Source organism: Desulfobulbus rhabdoformis, assembly GCF_016919065.1.
Lineage (GTDB): Bacteria > Desulfobacterota > Desulfobulbia > Desulfobulbales > Desulfobulbaceae > Desulfobulbus > Desulfobulbus rhabdoformis.
This window is the reverse complement of record NZ_JAFFQA010000020.1, coordinates 35,465-53,459: the sequence shown is the minus strand read 5'-3', so window position 1 is coordinate 53,459 and position 17,995 is coordinate 35,465. Positions and strand designations below refer to the sequence as shown.

General features: G+C 47.8%; 18 protein-coding genes. 14 read left to right on the top strand and 4 right to left on the bottom strand.

The window, feature by feature from the left end; all coding sequences use genetic code 11:
• Nucleotides 1-230: 230 nt before the first annotated feature.
• The 5 genes from JWJ90_RS11885 to JWJ90_RS11865 all read left to right on the top strand — a co-directional run bounded on the left by JWJ90_RS11885 (nucleotide 231) and on the right by JWJ90_RS11865 (nucleotide 3,785).
• Nucleotides 231-707: an RNA polymerase sigma factor gene (locus tag JWJ90_RS11885; protein ID WP_205227445.1), complete on the top strand. Its 477-nt coding sequence runs from the start codon at nucleotides 231-233 to the stop codon at nucleotides 705-707.
• On the top strand, nucleotides 704-1,285 hold the full coding sequence (locus JWJ90_RS11880; RefSeq protein WP_205227444.1) for a glycogen-binding domain-containing protein: 582 nt from the start codon (nucleotides 704-706) through the stop codon (nucleotides 1,283-1,285). Before JWJ90_RS11885 ends, JWJ90_RS11880 begins: the two co-directional genes overlap by 4 nt.
• Nucleotides 1,286-1,350: 65 nt before the next feature.
• A complete protein-coding gene (locus JWJ90_RS11875; RefSeq protein WP_205227443.1) occupies nucleotides 1,351-1,602 on the top strand; it encodes an early set domain-containing protein in 252 nt (83 codons plus the stop codon).
• Nucleotides 1,603-1,643: 41 nt separating this feature from the next.
• Nucleotides 1,644-2,516: a hypothetical protein gene (locus JWJ90_RS11870; protein ID WP_205227442.1), complete on the top strand. Its 873-nt coding sequence runs from the start codon at nucleotides 1,644-1,646 to the stop codon at nucleotides 2,514-2,516.
• Nucleotides 2,517-2,555: 39 nt separating this feature from the next.
• A complete protein-coding gene (locus tag JWJ90_RS11865; protein WP_205227441.1) occupies nucleotides 2,556-3,785 on the top strand; it encodes a DUF2332 domain-containing protein in 1,230 nt (409 codons plus the stop codon).
• Nucleotides 3,786-3,861: 76 nt separating this feature from the next.
• Here JWJ90_RS11865 and JWJ90_RS11860 read toward each other — a convergent pair whose 3' ends face one another.
• Nucleotides 3,862-4,554, bottom strand: a complete 693-nt coding sequence (locus JWJ90_RS11860; RefSeq protein ID WP_205227440.1) for an outer membrane protein — start codon at nucleotides 4,552-4,554, stop codon at nucleotides 3,862-3,864.
• A gap of 465 nt (nucleotides 4,555-5,019) precedes the next feature.
• Between JWJ90_RS11860 and JWJ90_RS11855 the strand changes: the two genes are divergently transcribed.
• The 7 genes from JWJ90_RS11855 to hflX all read left to right on the top strand — a co-directional run bounded on the left by JWJ90_RS11855 (nucleotide 5,020) and on the right by hflX (nucleotide 12,996).
• Entirely contained in the window at nucleotides 5,020-6,189 is a 1,170-nt protein-coding gene (locus tag JWJ90_RS11855) for an exo-beta-N-acetylmuramidase NamZ domain-containing protein (RefSeq protein ID WP_205227439.1), read from the top strand.
• A 333-nt stretch (nucleotides 6,190-6,522) separates the two neighbouring features.
• Nucleotides 6,523-7,584, top strand: coding sequence for a UDP-3-O-(3-hydroxymyristoyl)glucosamine N-acyltransferase (gene lpxD / locus JWJ90_RS11850; RefSeq protein WP_205227438.1), 1,062 nt, complete (start codon nucleotides 6,523-6,525; stop codon nucleotides 7,582-7,584).
• Nucleotides 7,585-7,598: 14 nt separating this feature from the next.
• Nucleotides 7,599-8,039 (top strand): 3-hydroxyacyl-ACP dehydratase FabZ, encoded by a 441-nt coding sequence (gene fabZ, locus JWJ90_RS11845; protein WP_205227437.1) that lies wholly within the window; start codon nucleotides 7,599-7,601, stop codon nucleotides 8,037-8,039.
• 101 nt (nucleotides 8,040-8,140) lie between these two features.
• Nucleotides 8,141-8,938 (top strand): acyl-ACP--UDP-N-acetylglucosamine O-acyltransferase, encoded by a 798-nt coding sequence (lpxA, locus tag JWJ90_RS11840; protein ID WP_205227436.1) that lies wholly within the window; start codon nucleotides 8,141-8,143, stop codon nucleotides 8,936-8,938.
• Entirely contained in the window at nucleotides 8,931-9,782 is an 852-nt protein-coding gene (locus JWJ90_RS11835) for an LpxI family protein (RefSeq protein ID WP_205227435.1), read from the top strand. The genes lpxA and JWJ90_RS11835 overlap by 8 nt, the downstream gene beginning before the upstream one ends.
• Before the next feature lie 48 nt (nucleotides 9,783-9,830).
• Nucleotides 9,831-11,216, top strand: coding sequence for an asparagine--tRNA ligase (gene asnS, locus JWJ90_RS11830; RefSeq protein ID WP_205227434.1), 1,386 nt, complete (start codon nucleotides 9,831-9,833; stop codon nucleotides 11,214-11,216).
• 85 nt (nucleotides 11,217-11,301) lie between these two features.
• The gene (gene hflX / locus JWJ90_RS11825; protein ID WP_338032326.1) at nucleotides 11,302-12,996 is read left to right on the top strand and encodes a GTPase HflX; all 1,695 of its coding nucleotides are present in this window, start codon (nucleotides 11,302-11,304) and stop codon (nucleotides 12,994-12,996) included.
• Nucleotides 12,997-13,034: 38 nt separating this feature from the next.
• Here the strand turns inward: hflX and JWJ90_RS11820 are convergent, their stop codons facing one another.
• Genes JWJ90_RS11820 through pyrE form a run of 3 tightly spaced genes read right to left on the bottom strand, consistent with a single transcriptional unit; the run spans nucleotide 13,035 to nucleotide 14,244 of the window.
• Entirely contained in the window at nucleotides 13,035-13,499 is a 465-nt protein-coding gene (locus tag JWJ90_RS11820) for a PilZ domain-containing protein (RefSeq protein ID WP_205227433.1), read from the bottom strand.
• Between the two features lie 11 nt (nucleotides 13,500-13,510).
• The gene (locus tag JWJ90_RS11815) at nucleotides 13,511-13,681 is read right to left on the bottom strand and encodes a dual CXXC motif small (seleno)protein (RefSeq protein WP_205227432.1); all 171 of its coding nucleotides are present in this window, start codon (nucleotides 13,679-13,681) and stop codon (nucleotides 13,511-13,513) included.
• A complete protein-coding gene (gene pyrE / locus JWJ90_RS11810) occupies nucleotides 13,678-14,244 on the bottom strand; it encodes an orotate phosphoribosyltransferase (RefSeq protein ID WP_205227431.1) in 567 nt (188 codons plus the stop codon). The genes JWJ90_RS11815 and pyrE overlap by 4 nt, the downstream gene beginning before the upstream one ends.
• Before the next feature lie 280 nt (nucleotides 14,245-14,524).
• Between pyrE and glmS the strand changes: the two genes are divergently transcribed.
• Both glmS and JWJ90_RS11800 read left to right on the top strand, forming a co-directional pair.
• Nucleotides 14,525-16,363 carry a glutamine--fructose-6-phosphate transaminase (isomerizing) gene (glmS, locus tag JWJ90_RS11805; RefSeq protein WP_205227430.1) on the top strand — a complete coding sequence of 613 codons (1,839 nt, stop codon included), beginning with the start codon at nucleotides 14,525-14,527 and terminating at the stop codon, nucleotides 16,361-16,363.
• Between the two features lie 442 nt (nucleotides 16,364-16,805).
• Nucleotides 16,806-17,993, top strand: coding sequence for an efflux RND transporter periplasmic adaptor subunit (locus JWJ90_RS11800; protein ID WP_420828909.1), 1,188 nt, complete (start codon nucleotides 16,806-16,808; stop codon nucleotides 17,991-17,993).
• The last annotated feature ends 2 nt before the right edge of the window (nucleotides 17,994-17,995 follow it).

The window sequence follows — 17,995 nt, the reverse complement described above, 5'->3', positions numbered from 1 at the left end:
TGGTGTTAACGATTGAGCCTGTGTTTGGTTACGAAAAAAATACACTGCCTTTCTGGATAATGAAAACCTGAATCCGTGACGGCGGGTGCGACTAAACATATATGAATTTGTAAAAATACGTCGTCTTATTAAAAAGATGCGTTGTTCAGTAACCACCCACCGTCACGGATTCGGGGAAAAATGAGAATTGTGGTAACCTTTTGCCTTAAATAACGTTAATCTCCCAAGCAATGGAAACGTTTCGTCAATTTTATCAGGTGCACAAGGAAAAGCTTTTCGGATATTTAGTTCGAAAATCAGGCAATGGTCCACTGGCTGCGGATCTGGTACAGGAAAGTTTTACCCGCTATATGGAGCGGTACAGCCACCGTGAAAAAAGCGTGGCCCTCCTCTTTACCATCGGGCGTAATCTTCTCTACGATCAGATGCGACGAAACCGTAAAGATGTTGAGCTGCAGGAAGAGACTCTCATCGGTGAGGGGGATGAAGAGGAAAAATATATTCAACGGGAAGAATCGCAAAAGGTCTTGGAGGCTATGCAGCAGCTATCAGAGGAAGATCGCGACATTTTAGCGCTTGTCGTCAGTAGCGAGCTCAGTTATCAAGAGATTGCTTCAATTCGTGGCTGCACTGTTGCGATTATCAAGGTACGAGTGCACCGTGCACGCCAAAAGCTCAGACAGCTGCTTGTTCGGGGTAAGGTATGAATAAAGAAATTCTCATTAGTCAGTATATAGATGATGAACTCTCCTTGGATGAAAAGATCACCTTTGTCAGAACCGTTCATGTTGATTCTGACTTTACCGAGGAGACTCTGGAATTGTTGGAGTTTGAAAAACAAATACAGCAATTACCTGCGCATTATTTGCCCCCTGCACCCGTTGTTGTGCACTCCGCCCCTCAAAGAGACCGGTTATTTGGGCTGGCATGGTGGAAGCCTTTTGCAGCATTTGCCGCCGCCGGTGCAGCAGCGTTGTTTTTTTTCATCTCTCCTCAGCCAAAGCCGATGATCACACAGGAATCGCATCGATTTGTGGTCTATCTCCCGGATGTTGAACAGGCACAAATAATGGGGACATTTACCGATTGGCAACCCAAAGCCATGACTCCCATCGGTGAGAGCGGTTACTGGACCCTGACGCTGAAATTACCTGTTGGGGAACATCGATACAGTTATCTGGTGGGACAGGATAGACAAATTCCCGATCCCACGGTTGCACTGCGAGAGCAGGATGATTTTGGTGGGGAAAACTCAGTTCTGGAGATAGGGAGGGCTGCTATCTAATGGTGCGAATCATCGTGATGTTCCTGGCACTCTGCACAGTAGGATGTACTCCTCAGCATAGAGTTGTGATCCAAAAAAATACAGTGAATATAACCCTTCACCTTCATGAGGTTGATGAGGTGGCCTTTGCCTCTTCGCTTGACCAGTTTCAAATGCATCAGGCGCATCAGGGAAAGCACGGTCGATGGTATGTCTCTGGCTTGCCCAACCAGGAATTTGAGTATTTTTTTCTTGTTGATGGCAACGTGATGGTGCCTGAGTGTCGCTACACTGTGCAGGATGATTTTGGCGCCATGAACTGTCGCTACCTGCCTTGAGGATAATTTCAACTATTCATTGTTACAGGAAAAAAAGCACAATGAACAAATTTATACGGCTACTAATAATCCTGATGATCATCCCGGTTGGTACTATGGCTGGAGAAAATACGGGGATCCAGGCTCGGCATCAGGTCATGAACCGGGAACTGACGCAGGCAGGGCTCAGCGCCACACTGGCACAAGGGGTAACAAGGGCTATGATGCAGGCACAGTTCTCTGAGAATGCGACGCAGCAGATTATAGCTCAGTTTCGCCTGGCCAAACAGAATCAACAGGCGCTGGGCGCCATGGCTGAAAAAGTACATGAGGGCCTGGCAAAACATGCAAATGCAGGGACTATTGCCCGTGCGTTGGCTCGAGTTCGTTCACGACATGCCCTGGCTGCGACCACGGCAAGTACACTTGCCGTCACAAATCGGATGCGCCTTCGACCGGTGATTGCAGATGCCATGGTTTCAGGCCTGTCTACAAATGATCTGGGCCGAGTTGCTCAGGGACTTCATTCTCGTGAGAAGACGATTGGTAAAAAGACTTTAAGTAAACTCTCTCTAGAAACAATGCTGACGGTTCGCGATATGGTCAGGTATGGATTGGATTCCGAAACTGCAACAGCGGTTACGACAACGGCACTTGCAAAAGGCTACAAAGCCGGAGATATGCGCGTTCTCCGCCAATTGATCAGTAATCAGCGTATGCATGTCACTATGAAAACATTGGGGCAGCGTCTACTCCAGGGGCTCAATGAAGGGGTGCGAGCAGGTGATATGCAGGGGTATGCCCAACGAGGAAAGGCCAGCGGTGTTGGTGGAAAACGAGGTGGTTCCGGTGGATCGGGCGGCGGTAGTGGATCAGGGGGCCATGGCGGAAGCGGCGGCCACGGTGGGAGTGGCGGCCATGGCGGTGGACGCTAGAGAGTAGCGAGAGTATTGTGGTTCAAGGAAGAGAGGCCGATGAACAAACCGCAAGATAAGCGTTTACGGTTGGCTCGTAGATTTCGTAAGCAACAAACTTTTTCGCAAAAGAGTTCACCACTTTCTGCTTTTATCTGCGGTTTGGTGGCAGATTTGCTCTCCCCGGAGAGCCAGGACGAAGAGATCGCCTCCTGGCTCCTTACCGCAAGTGAGGGGCAGACCTCATTTGCGGTCCCCATGCTCCTGCTCGCATCAATCCACTATGAGATATTACGCGGTAATCCAGTATTTTCCCGCCTTGCCCGGTATTATCCAACTGTTGGTGGCTACAGAGAAATTGAGCCTGATATCTTTGTCACTGAACTGTACCGTGTACTGCGGGCTCAACAGGAAATTTTAGGAGAATTTATAGCCTCCTCTTCAGTGCAGACCAACGAAACTTCGCGGGGGGTATGTTGGGTGCTTCCTTTGAGCTATGTACACTGGGCAGAGGTGGCGCTAGTAGATCTTGGATGTAGTGCAGGGTTAAACCTTATTGCTGAAAAACGGCGGTATGCTTTGCATGAACTGGACGGAAACCAGCGGCTCAAAGTATTTGGTTATGGGCAATCACCTGAGTTTTCGGTTGTTTCCGAGGGGGAGGTGTTCATGCCTGTTCAGACGCAGCTTCCAAAGATTTCCGCACGTATCGGATGTGATTTGCACCCGTTTTTGTTGCATAACCCTTCGGATGAAATCCGGCTTGCCTCATTTGTCTGGGGTGATCAGCCAGAACGTCTGGACCGATTACAAGAGGCTATTAACGCCTTCCATGTTGTGGCGCAGACTCAAAATCCTGTTCAGCTGTTCGGGGCCAAGCTTCCTGATGAACTCTCTTCGTTTTTATATAGTTCTCTGCCAAAACCGACTACACCAGTTGTTGTCTATAATACCTATCTACGGCCATATATTCGCGAAGGGTGGGAGTCGATTGAATATTCACTCAAAGAGTGGTCAAAAAATCACGAACAACCTTTGCTTTGGCTGCAGTGGGAGTTGGCTCCCAATGGTGTTCAGGGACCGCAATTAGGGTGGCTTGCCTGGACCGCAGAGTTGGTTGAAAATGGGCAATCACGCAAATGGTTACTTGGCTGGGTTCATCCACATGGGGGCCATGTGCAATGGGAAAAAGGAATGAGGGGATGGAACGATTTTTGGACAAAAGAAAAAGGGAAGGTCGAGAAAAAAAAGATTGTAAGTGGATTAATGCAAGATCGTACAGGTGTTTAAACGTCCTCTGTTATTCAATATAAAAAAAAGCCCCCTCAATGAGGGGGCTTTGATCGGCATGTTCTAATTACTCGAATTAGAACATGAAACGTACAGAAGCAACGATGTTGTGACCGTCGAAGCTATCGGTCAGATCATTGTCGGCAAGGCCGAGGTACTCGTAGCCCAAGTCACCAGCAATTTCTTCGGTGAACATGTAACTTACACCAACACCAATTTTGTAGGCGATAGTGTTTACTGATTTCACGGATGCGTCAGCGTAACCATAACCAATACCAACCATGCCGTAGACACTGAAACCATCCTGAATAGGCAGGTCGTAGTAGAGGTTGCCCATGACAGTGGTCAGGTCAGCATCGTCAAAATCGTCGAACTCAAGATCCTCATAGGCAAGTTCCAACTCATAACGGAGTTCATTATAGGTTCGGCCAACAGCAATGGCAGCACCCCAGCCTGTGTCGGAATCGTCACTACCACCACCAATGCCGTTATCAAAATCAGCCTCCGCCCAAGCAAGGCGACCGCCAATACGAACATAATAACCTGGCAGAGCTTCCAGAGCGGTGATGCGGGTCTCGTGGTTGTCAAGCTGCTGACCATGGGCACCCAGTTCTTCATTTTGCTGTGCCTGAGAAGACTGGAGGTCATCGATCTGCTGCTGACATGCTTCCGGGCAAGCAGGATCTACCGGACCAGGTCCACCTGCAAAAGCAACGCCTGCGGTCATTACGAAGGCAGAAACAGCCATTACGCTCAGTACTTTCTTCATATTCTTTTCTCCTACGAAATCTTTTTATGTACTTCAGGCATTATTGCCTATCGAAAAGCCTTTACTTGGTGCAATTTAGAGAGGTTGAAGGTTTCCTCATCTTGTCAGAACAAACTATAACAAAGCTGATGTTGATACGCAATATCCTTGAGTAAAAAAAATACAAATTTTTGAACGTAAAAAGGTGGTAAATTTTTTAACTCGTTGATTTTTTTAAATAAAACATATAAGTAAAAAAGTTGCATTATTTTGTTAAAATGGATGGGATTTTTCTATAAAAATAACATAAAGACGAAGGGATCAGTTGAAATATGCTGTAAATAAAAGAAAATTTAAAATTTTATTGTATGTGTAAAAATTTTTACTCTCAGGGTATATCACTCATTATCCTTTGGTAACAAGGCCCCGCGAATATTTAGGGTAAGATAATATACCCAAAATCTATCCAATATTTCTGGAGGATCTGTGATTCAAATCGGACTGGAAAAAATATGCTGTCAACAGGATCATCGACTGATTGGCAAACGTCTTGCCCTGCTTTCTAATCAAGCATCCACCAATCGTTTTTTTGTGCATGGTCGTGATCTTGTTCGTCAAGCCTATCCGGGGCAACTTGTTTGCCTTTTTTCTCCCCAGCATGGGTTTTTTAGTGAGAAACAGGATAACATGATAGAATCAGAACACCAAATCGACGCTGTGAGTGGCTTGCCGGTTTACTCACTGTATGGCGAGACACGAAAACCGTATCCTGCCATGTTTGAAGGGGTGGATGTCTTACTCATAGATTTGATCGATGTAGGCACTCGCGTCTATACCTTTATCTGGACAGTTCTTTACTGCCTGCAAGTTGCAAAAGAAATAGGACTTGAAATCGTTATGTTAGACAGGCCCAATCCCATTGGTGGGAAGGCAATGGAAGGCAACGTCCTCAATATGGAGTGCAGTTCTTTTGTTGGGCTGCACTCCATCCCCATGCGACATGGACTCACTATAGGTGAAATGGCGCTGTTGTGTAACGAAGAGCTGCAGATAGGAGCACAACTTGAAGTTGTTCGAGTGGAAGGGTGGGATCGCAGCATGCTTTTTCCAGAAACCGGTTTTCCATGGGTGTTTCCATCGCCAAACATGCCAAGCTTTGCAACTGCACTCGTCTATCCTGGCCAGGTGATCTGGGAGGGAACCAACATCTCTGAAGCCAGAGGCACCACTTTACCTTTTGAGCTTTTTGGTGCTCCTTTTGTTGATCATCGGGAAATACATAACTTTCTGGAACAGATTGAATTGCCCGGCTGTCTGCTTAGACCCCTTTGTTTTGAACCGACTTCAGGGAAATGGCAACACCAAACATGCACAGGGTTTCAGGTCCACGTGACAGACCCCGTAGATTTCCTACCGTACAGAACCAGCCTCGCTCTGCTGCAAGCCATGCTGACGCTTTATCCGGAACAGTTCAAATATAAGGAACCTCCCTACGAATATGAATATGAACGCTTGCCTATGGATCTGATTCTTGGGGACCAGCAGGTTCGGCAGGCCTTAGAGCAGGGGGTTCCACTCAAGGAGATTGAACAGGGATGGAAAGATGGACTGGACCGATACAAGGATCGTGCTCAGGCTGTTTTTCTTTACGAGTAAGTTAAAAAGCAGTATTCTCGCCTGCCCGAGGGCCGTGTTAGTGCGTGGATGCATCAGAGGTTTGTTCGACTTCTGGTCAGTCCGGCAGTTTCGTTTATCCCCTGTTGATTGTCACCCAACAGTTTTTACGATTTTCATTATTTCAGGGTGTCTTGAATAATTAGATTTTTCAATCAAGGTCAAGGATTGTGAAAAATTTTACCACAGGCATATAGCTGATATCGGAGTCTTCGCTTACCTCCGAGGATAAAATTTTGAGTATGACGCAGAGATTGGCAGAAAAAGCAATTATTCAATATTCCCTTCAATTCTTCCCACGGAGTGTCACTCAAAGTGGAGCAACAATATACTTTACAACAGCTCGCAGAAATGGTCGGCGGGCAGGTTCAAGGCGACCCCAATGTGCGAATTCATGGGTTGAATGGCATCGAATACGCAACAGAAGGTGAGATAACTTTTGTCCTGGAGTCAAAGCAGTTTCCACTTCCTGATACCTGCAAAGCCTCGGCCTGTATAGCGCCAGCAGCGAGTGATGAAGCCTCGCTTCCTCTCATCCTTTGCGAAAACCCTTCGGTTGCAGCAGCAAAGATTCATTTAGCTCTGGTTACCGTGCCCTTTACAGCGACAGGCATTCATCCCTCTGCGGTTATTGGGCAGGGTTGCACAATCCCTGAGGAGGTGAGCATTGGCCCGCTGGTCAGTGTGGGAAATAATGTGTGCCTGGGGCAACACGTTACCCTTCATCCCGGTGTCGTCATCGAAGATGGTGTCAGTATAGGTGATGATACGGTCCTGTATGCCAATGTAACAGTTACCCATGACTGCATTATAGGAAAACGGGTGATCTTGTATCATGGCGTAGTCATTGGCAGTGATGGTTTTGGTTTTGCCACTGATAAAATGGGGTTTCATCACAAAAAACCACAAGTCGGTATCGTACGTGTGGATGATGATGTTGAAATCGGTGCCAATAGCTGTGTTGATCGTGCGGCCTTTGGTGTAACCTGGATTAAATCCGGCACACGAATTGATAACCTGGCCATGGTCGGACATAATGTGGTCGTAGGCGAAAATTCAGTGCTTGTTGCCCAGGTGGGAATCGCCGGGAGCACAACTTTGGGGCGCAATGTCGTCCTTGGGGCCAAAACCGGAGTTGCCGGCCACCTCCGTCTTGATGACCAGGTGATGGCGGCAGCCATGAGCGGTATCCACAACAGCCAGCCACGGGGAGCGATGCTTGGAGGAATTCCTGCAATTGATGTTAAAAAATGGGGGCGTTCAGCAGCGGCTTACAATCGATTGCCTGAAATGATGAAAGAAATGCGTCGTTTGCGTAAAGAGGTGGAGCAACTGAAAACAATCATTGAGTCCACTGAGCAACCAACAGATACTTAAGGATAAAGCAGAATATGGAAATAGAACTGCCTGTTGATATAAAACAAATTATGGAAATTTTACCCCATCGCTATCCTTTTCTCTTAGTGGATCGGATTGTCGAACTGGACCAGGGGAAAACCATAACCGGAATCAAAAACGTCACGATAAATGAACCTTTTTTCCAAGGGCACTTTCCTGGAGAACCAGTAATGCCCGGGGTCCTCATTTTGGAGGCCATGGCGCAGGTTGGGGGGATTCTCGCCTGTCTTACCGATGAGGCCATGATCGGTCGTCTGGTGTACTTTGCGGGATTGGACAAAGCTCGTTTCCGCCGCGTTGTCCGACCTGGCGATCAGTTGGTACTCAAACTTGAGATGCTCAAGCAGAAAGGAAAAGTAATTAAAATGGCGGGCAAGGCCTATGTAGATGATCAGGTGGCTGCAGAGGCCGAACTGATGGCAAGTTTTGCTTAATGAACGTCAGGCTCTTGATTGGTTGTACCAGTTGAGCGTCGAATATTGAAAACGGAGCCGAGACAAAAGAGCTTCTTCTTGTTTATTTTTAAGGATTTTTTATGACTATACATCCGACAGCGGTCATTGACTCTCAAGCGGAACTTGATTCATCTGTCATCGTTGAACCCTATGCGGTGATTGAAGGACCGGTTAAAATAGGGGCGAATTCACGTATCGGAGCCCACGCAGTCGTCTCCGGCAATACCACCATGGGGGCGAATAACACCATCGGTTCCTTTGCAACAATAGGGGCCCCCCCCCAGGATATCCATTATAAAGGGGAGCCTACCGAACTGATCATCGGTGATGGCAACCAGATTCGTGAATACGTCTCCATTCACCGTGCCACAGTCAAGGCCGATGGCAAGACCGTGCTGGGGAATAATAATATGATCATGGCCTATTGCCATATTGCCCATGATTGCATTCTTGCTGATCACGTTATTATGGCAAATGTTGCAACTCTTGCCGGACATGTTGAGATCGGGAGCCATGCCAATTTAGGTGGTCTGGTTGCTGTGCATCAATTTTGCCGTATTGGTGATTATGCCTATATAGGCGGTATGTCCGGTATTGGTCTTGATGTTCCTCCATTCGTCATCATGGAAGGAACCCGTAACCAGATGAGAATTTCCAGCATCAATAAAATTGGTTTGCGCCGTGCCGGTATTAGTCGTGAGACCATCAAGAAGCTTGAAGAAAGCTTTCGTCTGCTCTTTAGATCACCAGAAATTCTCCTTAAAGATGCTTTGGCGCAGCTTGAGGATGAAATGAAAGACTGTGCAGAAGTCCAAAAAATGGTTCAGTTTTTCCATTCCAGTAAACGTGGTGTTGTTAAACGTACCCTGGATGACTGATCAAGAAAACATGCCCCCCATAGGGCTGATAGCAGGTGGTGGACAGTTTCCTCTTTTGTTTGCAGAGGCTGCCCGTGCTCGTGGGCGCAAGGTTGTAGCCATTGCCCATCAGCATGAAACCGATGTACAGATTGAGGGCAAGACGGACAAACTTTGTTGGGTTAAGCTCGGGCAATTAGGGAAAATTATCAAATTTTTTCATCAGCAGGGAGTCGAGGAAACTGTTTTTGCCGGTACTATTACCAAAACCAGAATTTTTCGTGATATCCTCCCTGATTTCAAAGGATTAACCCTGTGGAACAAGATAGATGCCCGCCAGGATGATGCCATCCTCCGCTCTGTAGCCGGAGCCCTTGAAGCAGAAGGAATTCAGGTGATTCCTTCAACCTGCTATTTGGAACACTTGTTTTTTCCTCGGGGAATACTCACGCGCAAAAAACCCACCGAAAGTCATTGGGAAGATATCAAATTCGGTTGGAAGATTGCCCGCGAAATTGGCAGGCTTGATATCGGACAATGTATCGTGGTCCGTGATCGAAGCGTGCTCGCTGTTGAAGCCATAGAGGGAACCGACGCTACAATACGGCGTGGGGGTGAACTGGGAAAAACCGGAGCCGTGGTTGTTAAATTAAAGAAACCAGGCCAGGACTTTCGCTTTGATCTGCCTGCAACCGGTATACAAACCATCAAAACTTTGGCTTCTGTTCAGGGAGCGCTTCTGGCGGTCGAGGCAGGGCAATCGCTGCTTTTTGACCGTGAGGCTATGGTCAAGGCGGCCAATGATGCTGGGATCATTGTCGTTGGCTTAGTGGAAGATGAGACAGGTAACCTGCTCTCTGTATAAGGATACCGCCCATTTCTAAAAAAGGGCGAAACAAAGAATGAGGGCGCTATGAAACTGCTAGGGCAACAAATAGCCGATATTCTTACGCAGCAACCAGTTGACTCTTCGGTGGTTGTCCAGGGGTGGTTACGTACGCGTCGGGATACCGGCGCATGTTCTTTTCTTGAACTCAATGATGGTTCCTGTCTCAAATCCTTGCAAGTCGTGGTGGATGAGGGGATAGAGAATTACGTATCAACAATCAAAAAACTCACTACAGGCTGTTCGTTGCGAGTGCATGGGATCTTGGTCACTTCTCCTGCCAAAGGACAGACAGTCGAACTTCAGGCGAGTGAGGTCGAGGTCTTAGGTTGGGCAGAACCTGCGACCTATCCGTTACAGAAAAAACGGCATAGCTTAGAGTTTCTTCGTTCTATCGCTCATTTGCGACCAAGAACCAATGCATTGGGCGCCGTGACTCGTGTACGGAGTGTGCTCAGCCATGCTGTACATCGTTTCTTTCAGGAACAGGGGTTTATTCAGGTACATACTCCCATAATAACCACTTCGGATTGTGAAGGGGCTGGGGAGATGTTCACGGTAACGTCTTTGGAGCCGTCTGTTTTTTCAGGCAATGATCCTTTTGGGCAAGATTTTTTCGGGCGTCGAGCTGGACTCACGGTCAGCGGTCAGCTGCAGGCTGAAATTTTTGCCCAGTCACACGGGCGTGTCTACACCTTTGGGCCAACATTCCGCGCTGAGAATTCAAACACAAGTCGTCATCTCGCAGAGTTTTGGATGCTGGAACCTGAGATGGCCTTCTGCGATCTGACTGGCGATATGCAAGTCGCAGAGGCTATGATTAAATTCCTTGTCAGCGCGGCATTGGACGAGTGTGGTGATGATCTTGGCTTATTTGATCAACATGTCTCTCGGGGACTCATTGATCGACTCACACAGGTACGGGACCAACCCTTTGTTCCTATGACCTACACAGAGGCGGTGGACACCCTGTTACAGTCCGGCCAGTCTTTTGAATACCCACTCCATTGGGGAAGCGACCTGCAGGCCGAACACGAACGCTTTCTTTGTGAGCAGGTTGCCAAGGCACCAGTCATCGTTACAAACTATCCATCTGAAATCAAGCCATTTTATATGCGGCTCGATGATGGCGGCAACACGGTTGCCGCTATGGATATCCTGGTTGCAGGTATTGGTGAACTGGTCGGTGGTTCACAGCGTGAAGAACGTTACGATGTGTTGGCTGGACGTATGCAAGCCTCTGGGCTTAATTTGGAGGAGTATGGCTGGTATCTTGATCTGCGTCGCTATGGCTCTGTGCCCCACGCCGGTTTTGGACTTGGCTTTGAGCGTTTAGTTCAGTTTGTCACCGGCATGCAGAATATTCGCGATGTTATAGCTTTCCCAAGGACTCCTGGAAGTGCCCCCTGTTAGTTTTTTTCTGTTAACCGAATAATACTGGGGGGCAGGGGAGCGCTGCAACCAGACGAAGCTTTGTTTATTTTGTTTATATAGAGGAGTGTTTCTCATCGCAACTGTTACTGGCAACACCGGCGGGCTCAAACCCAAGCAACTCAAGGACCTTGAACGGCTTGCCCAGAAAAAGGGGACACCGGATGAAATATTGGGCAGGGAAACCGCCCGTTCTCTTGCTTCCATCTCAACAGCACTCAACCGCCGTATAGGCCTGCTGATTCATCGTTCAGGACAGATAGAATCCGTCATTATTGGGGACTACGATCGCATAGTTATTCCCGCCCTTTCCACTATTCGAACCTCGGGTGGTCGACTTCGTGGTCTTCGCTGTGTTCATACCGTTCTTGGTCCATCCACACCGATCAATGAAGAAGACATTATGGACCTGGCCTGTTTACGCCTTGATCTGATGTCTTCTCTGACGCTGCGTGATGGATTGCCTGACCTTCTGCACACTGTTCACCTCATCCCTAAGCAGATAGATGGGAAAGATTGGGCAAGTCTTGCACCTGTACACCCCGCCCACCAACAGCTCTCCTGCCTTGAACTTATTGAGGCTCTGGAAGAGGAATTTGTGCGTGAGCGCCCCACTCGTCAAGTTGATATGGGGAAGGATCGAGCTATTCTGATTTCGGTGACCACAGGGAATCGATCGCAGGCGGAAGACTCCATGGATGAATTGGTCGAACTTGCTCGCTCTGCCGGGGTTGAAGTGTTGGGGCAGGTCATACAACGCAGAAAATCTATACATCCTCGTTTTATTCTCGGCCGAGGAAAGCTGGTTGAGATTGTTTTAATGAGTTTGCGTTTAGGAGCTAATTTGCTTCTTTTTGATCAGGAACTCAGCCCGTCCCAGATACGCTCGGTCACCAATCATACTGATCTACGGGTTATTGACAGGACGCAGCTCATTCTCGATATTTTTGCCCATCGTGCTCGCTCCCGTGAGGGCAAGCTTCAAATTGAGATGGCACAACTCAAATATATGCTGCCTAAACTTACCACTCGTGACGATGCTCTCTCCCGCCTCACAGGTGGAATCGGCGCTCGTGGCCCCGGTGAAACCCGGTTGGAAATTGATAAACGCCGGATTAACGACCGAATTGCCCGACTGGGGAAAGAGCTAAAATCCGTGGGAGCGCAACGGTATCATCGGCGCAATCGTCGTCGTAAACGAGATGTACCTGTCATTTCTTTGGTCGGGTATACCAATGCCGGAAAGTCAACGTTGCTTAACACACTGACAAAGTCCGATATTCAAGCAGAAGACCTGCTGTTTGCCACGCTGGACCCGACCTCCAGGCGATTGCGTTTTCCCGAAGACATGGAAGTAATCATCACGGATACGGTTGGGTTTATTCGTAATCTGCCCAGTGAACTCCTTAAGGCCTTTGAATCGACCCTGGAAGAACTCTTTGAGGCTGATCTGCTGTTGCATGTAGTTGATGTTTCCAATCCACTTTGGCCGCAACAGGTTGATGTCGTTGAAAAGCTTCTGGCTGAATTGGAACTCGACACCATTCCTTGTTTAAAGGTGTTTAATAAAATTGATCAACTTCCAGCAGATGAGGTGCAAAAATTTTCCCATTTGCAAGATGGAGTGGGGATCAGTGCAATTGATGCTTCGACTTTGGATATACTCCTGCTTCGCGTCGAGCAAGAGCTGCGGCTGATTGTAGGCAAAGAGCTACAAACGAGTTGGGAGACAAAACATGAAGAAGAGAGGAAGGAAGAGTAACTAAAGAGAAGTTGTGAAAAAAAAGAGTTTAAAAAATATCAGTTTTGTAGAAAAAAACCAAGCGCCTTGTCCGTGTCAGTGTTGTAGCAGAACTCACAGCCAATAGAGTTTTTATCAACCGTACGGATTACCGCCTGTTTGTTCAGCACTGTTTTCTTTTTATCGTTGAGCTGAAATTCAACCTGGACCAGTTGCCCTTTTTGAATATCATGCAGGCCTGACACGGTAAATCCCAATCCTCCCCGAGAAATATTGGTAATGTGAATGATTCCCCCTCCATGGGCGCCTTTATTGAGTACCTCATACGTACCATGGAGACTGGTCTGTTTACGAAAGTTCCGACGAAAATCAAGCTGAACGGTAAAAACATTCTGACAGCGGCAACGCACAGAAAATTTATGCCGCTGATGTCGATATTTTCCTGCATCAAAATGTTTGGTCGCTCTACATTTCGGGCAAACAATTGTTGCGATGTTGTTTTCGCGTACGTAAACCTTAATCATTGAAATTCGGATCAATCATAGATTATGCAGGTATAGCGCTCAAGGAGGGCTTCAGTCTCCGGATCCAAATCAGCAGCTACCTCATGGATTTGATACTCTTTATGACAGCCTTGGCAACGGAGCCGCACCTGGCGGCACCGTCGCTCGACCTCTAATCGTTCACCACATTCTCGACAGTTCACGTCTGATTGGCCTTTCCTATGAGTTGTTCGCGGGTAAATACCGCCTTTAAGGGATATCCCTTCTCTGCAAGCACTTCAGCTCCACCTTCCTGGCGATCAACAATCGTTGCCACCAGGCCGACTTTGAAGCCTTCATTTTCAACCCGTTCGATTACTTTGATCAAGGTTCCACCGGTGGTGACCACATCTTCAACAAGGGCGACAAGGCCTCCGGGGTGAAGATTGCTTTTTCCCTCAATGTAGTTGCCGGTACCATGCCCTTTGGCTTCCTTGCGGACAATAAAAGCGGGAATTGGCGATTTTTCCAGGTAACTGACCAGTGATACAGCCGTCACCAGCGGATCGGCCCCTAAGGTCATGCCACCAACACCCAGAATAGGCTCTGTATGCTCTTGAATGAGTTCGTAGAGAAGACGACCACAGAGGTAGCTCCCCTCAGCATCAAGTGTGGTTTGTTTTCCGTCCACGTAAAAGTCAGAAGTTTTACCGGAGGTGAGGGTGAAAGTGCCCTCTCTGTAGGATTTCTGCAGTAAAAGTTCTTTGAGTCGTTGTCGTTCGTCCATAATCCATCCAGTGGCAAAAAAGTATAAATATAAAAAGAGGGTACCCTTTTTGGCGACGAAATCAAATTTTTTTGTATGATTATGCCAAATGGGGAGTTCTTTTACCGTGAATGCTGCTTATATGCACCCAAAAAGGCCAGGATAAACCAAAAAATCTCTATGATTTGTTTGGAAATAATCCTCCTCAGGAGGTGTCGTACTTCTTGCATTTTTCGCGCTGCTCGTTGATAGTGCAAAAATATCAACAAATTCAATACGACCTTTACCAAAGGAATGACTTATGTGTGGAATAGTTGGATACGTTGGCCCAAGAAGAGTTGTGCCGGTTCTCCTTGAAGGATTACGCCGTCTTGAATACCGTGGTTACGATTCAGCCGGGCTTGTCTACCAGCATAATGGCGAACTTGTTCGGCATCGAGCAAAAGGCAAACTGGTCAACCTTGAAGGGGTTGTTGATGAACACATAGGTGTCGCCAGCGGTACCGGGCTTGGTCACACTCGCTGGGCCACCCACGGTGCGCCCACGGAAAACAATGCTCATCCCCATACCGATTGCAAGGGTGAGATTGTGGTTGTGCATAATGGGATTATTGAAAATTACAATGCCTTGAAAAATGAGCTTATTGCCAAAGGCCATACTTTCGTCTCTGAGACGGATACCGAGGTTCTTGCTCATCTGATCGAAGACTGCCTAGATGGGGATTTGGTTGCTGCCGTGCGCACCGCACTTTCTCGAGTTGACGGATCCTATGCAATCGGGGTCCTCTGGGCTCGGGAGCCTGAACTGTTGGTTGCTGCGCGCAATCAAAGTCCTCTAGTGATGGGAGTGGGGGAGGATGCATGTTACATCGCCTCGGATATCCCAGCACTGCTACCTTATACAAGAGAGGTTATCTTTCTTGATGACCAGGAAATGGCGGTACTCCGCAGGGGAGAATACTCCATCCTTCAAATTGAAGATGGGGTACCACTGACAAAAGAAGTGACGACCATAGACTGGAATGCCTCAATGGCTGAAAAAGCCGGCTACCGTCATTTCATGTTGAAAGAGATTTTCGAACAACCCCAGGCGATTCTTAATACGGTCAGCGGCCGAATCGTCCCGGATACTGGTGTGGTGGATCTCCCTGAAATTGGACTTGACCCTGCGACCATTAACACCATCGATCGCATTGCGCTTGTCGCCTGTGGCACTTCATGGCATGCGGCGTTGGTAGCCAAATATTGGATCGAAAAATATGCCGGTATTCCTGTTGAGGTGGATATTGCATCAGAGTTTCGCTATCGGAAGTTGCTCGTCAACGAACGTGTATTAACCGTTGCTATTTCTCAATCCGGCGAAACCGCTGACACTCTCGCCGGTATTCGTCGGGCAGCTGAACTGGGGTCCAAAGTCATCACCGTTTGTAACGTAGTTGGTTCCACAATGACCCGCGAGGCAGATGGCGTTATTTATACCCACGCAGGCCCAGAAATCGGCGTGGCTTCAACAAAGGCCTTTACCTGTCAGTTGGCAGCGCTCTTCCTGCTGACTCTGTATTTAGGCCAAGTCCGTGGCGTCATCGACCCGGTAACGCAGAAAAAATTGGGCAACGCTCTGATCGATGTGGCCAATCTCATTGAGAGTGATCTCCCACGCATGCAGAAGGATGTGCAGGAACTGGTAGAGCGGTACTATGCAGCCAAGGATTTTCTCTTTGTCGGCCGCGGTTTGAATTTTCCCATTGCCCTGGAGGGGGCCCTCAAACTCAAGGAGATTTCTTATATTCATGCAGAAGGGTATGCCGCAGGTGAGTTGAAGCATGGCCCCATAGCGCTAATTGATCAGGAAATGCCTATTGTCGCCTTGGTGCCCAAAGACACGGTGTACCAGAAAACCATTTCCAATGTTGAAGAAATTAAAGCTCGACAGGGCCGTTTGGTTTTAATCGGAACAGAGGGCGATGAACACCTGGCAAGCTTGACGGAAGATGTTGTCTACCTACCTCACGTTCGTGAAGACCTCATGCCAATACTCTACACGATTCCCTCCCAACTGCTTGCGTATGAAATCGCCAATCGTCGAGGGTGTGATGTTGACCAGCCTCGGAATCTCGCTAAGAGTGTAACAGTTGAATAAGAGCCAATCGTCTCCGAGTTCATCCTAAAAGAACTCTTGAATAATTGCTTATTGTTCCAGCCTCCGAATAATGCACTAGATTTTCTCATCGGAGTTTTGCCCGCACCTGACATCGATTAAGATATCTAATTGTTTAAGACACACTAAAGCCCGGGGTACCCCCCTGGGCTTTTTCATTTCTTCACAATATTTGGTTCTTTTTCGCATGCGAAATTGGACCACATTCCCATGAAGAAAGGTTCTGTTTTGCTCATTATTAAGATTTCATTCCCTTTTTCAGGGGGAATGAAAATTATTCTTGCAATATTTTACTCTATGCATAAAATCTGTTTGCATACATTCGTAAATGTATGTATAAAGGCCGCTGTTTGAAATTTGCTTACATTGTCCACTCGCTTAAAAAGATAGCAAATATGGAGTTAGAAGGAACTCAATGGAAAAGATACAGAAACATACAATGATTTGGGTGGTTGCTCTTGCTTTTGGGCTTCTCCTCAGTAGTTGTGAAAAAGGGGATGAGTCGAAACAGTTGGAACAGCCTCCTCAGGAAGTCGGAGTTGTGACCCTGAAAAAAGAACCTGTCGAGCTCTCAGTTGAACTGCCAGGGCGAACGGCCGCATTTCGCATTGCCGAAGTTCGGCCACAGGTAAGCGGTATTATACAAAAACGACTATTCACCGAAGGATCTGTGGTGGAAGCCGGACAGCTCTTGTATCAGATTGATCCGGCAACCTATCAGGCAGCGTACGATAGCGCCAAGGCGGCTCTTGCAAAAGCAAAGGCGAAAGAGCGCTCCGATAAAATCAAAGCCGATCGCTACCGGGTTTTGGTACGAACCAAGGCGGTCAGTGAACAGGAGCAAATAGAGATGGAGGCCACATGGAAGCAGTCGGTCGCCGATGTTGCTGCCGCAAAAGCTGCTTTAGACGCAGCCAAAATCAACCTGAACTATACCAAGGTGACGGCACCTATTAGCGGTCGTATTGGTAAATCCCAGGTGACTGAAGGTGCACTAGTGACTGCCCAACAGGGCTCGGCATTGGCAACAATTCAGCAACTCGATCCCATGTATGTTGATGTGAACCAATCCAGCACCGAATTAATCCGCCTGAAAAGAGAAGTAGCGGCAGGACTGGCCGAAGGTGGAGAACAACCGCATTCCGCTGTCACTGTTATTCTTGATGATGGAACAGAATACGGTGAAACGGGAAACCTGGAATTTTCCGATGTCACTGTCAATCAAACCACTGGAACCGTAACCCTGCGTGCTCTTGTTGCCAATCCACAGCAAGAACTGCTGCCAGGAATGTTTGTTCGCGCGCGTATTGATAAAGGGTTGAAACCGGATGCATTGTTGGTTCCCGCCGTCAGTATCCAGCGGAATGCAAAAAGCGAAGCGACTGTCATGGTTGTCGATAAAAATTCCATGGTTGCCACTAAAATTATCGAAACCGATCAAAACATCGGCAAACGCGTTCTGGTCACAAAGGGATTGCAAGCAGGTGAGCAGATTATTGTCTCCGGTTTGCAAAAAGTTCGTGTTGGTATGCCGGTTAAACCCGTACAGGAGGAAATGAAACCCTCCATCGTGCAAACCGGGCCAGTTCAAACAGGCACACATACGGAGTAAGC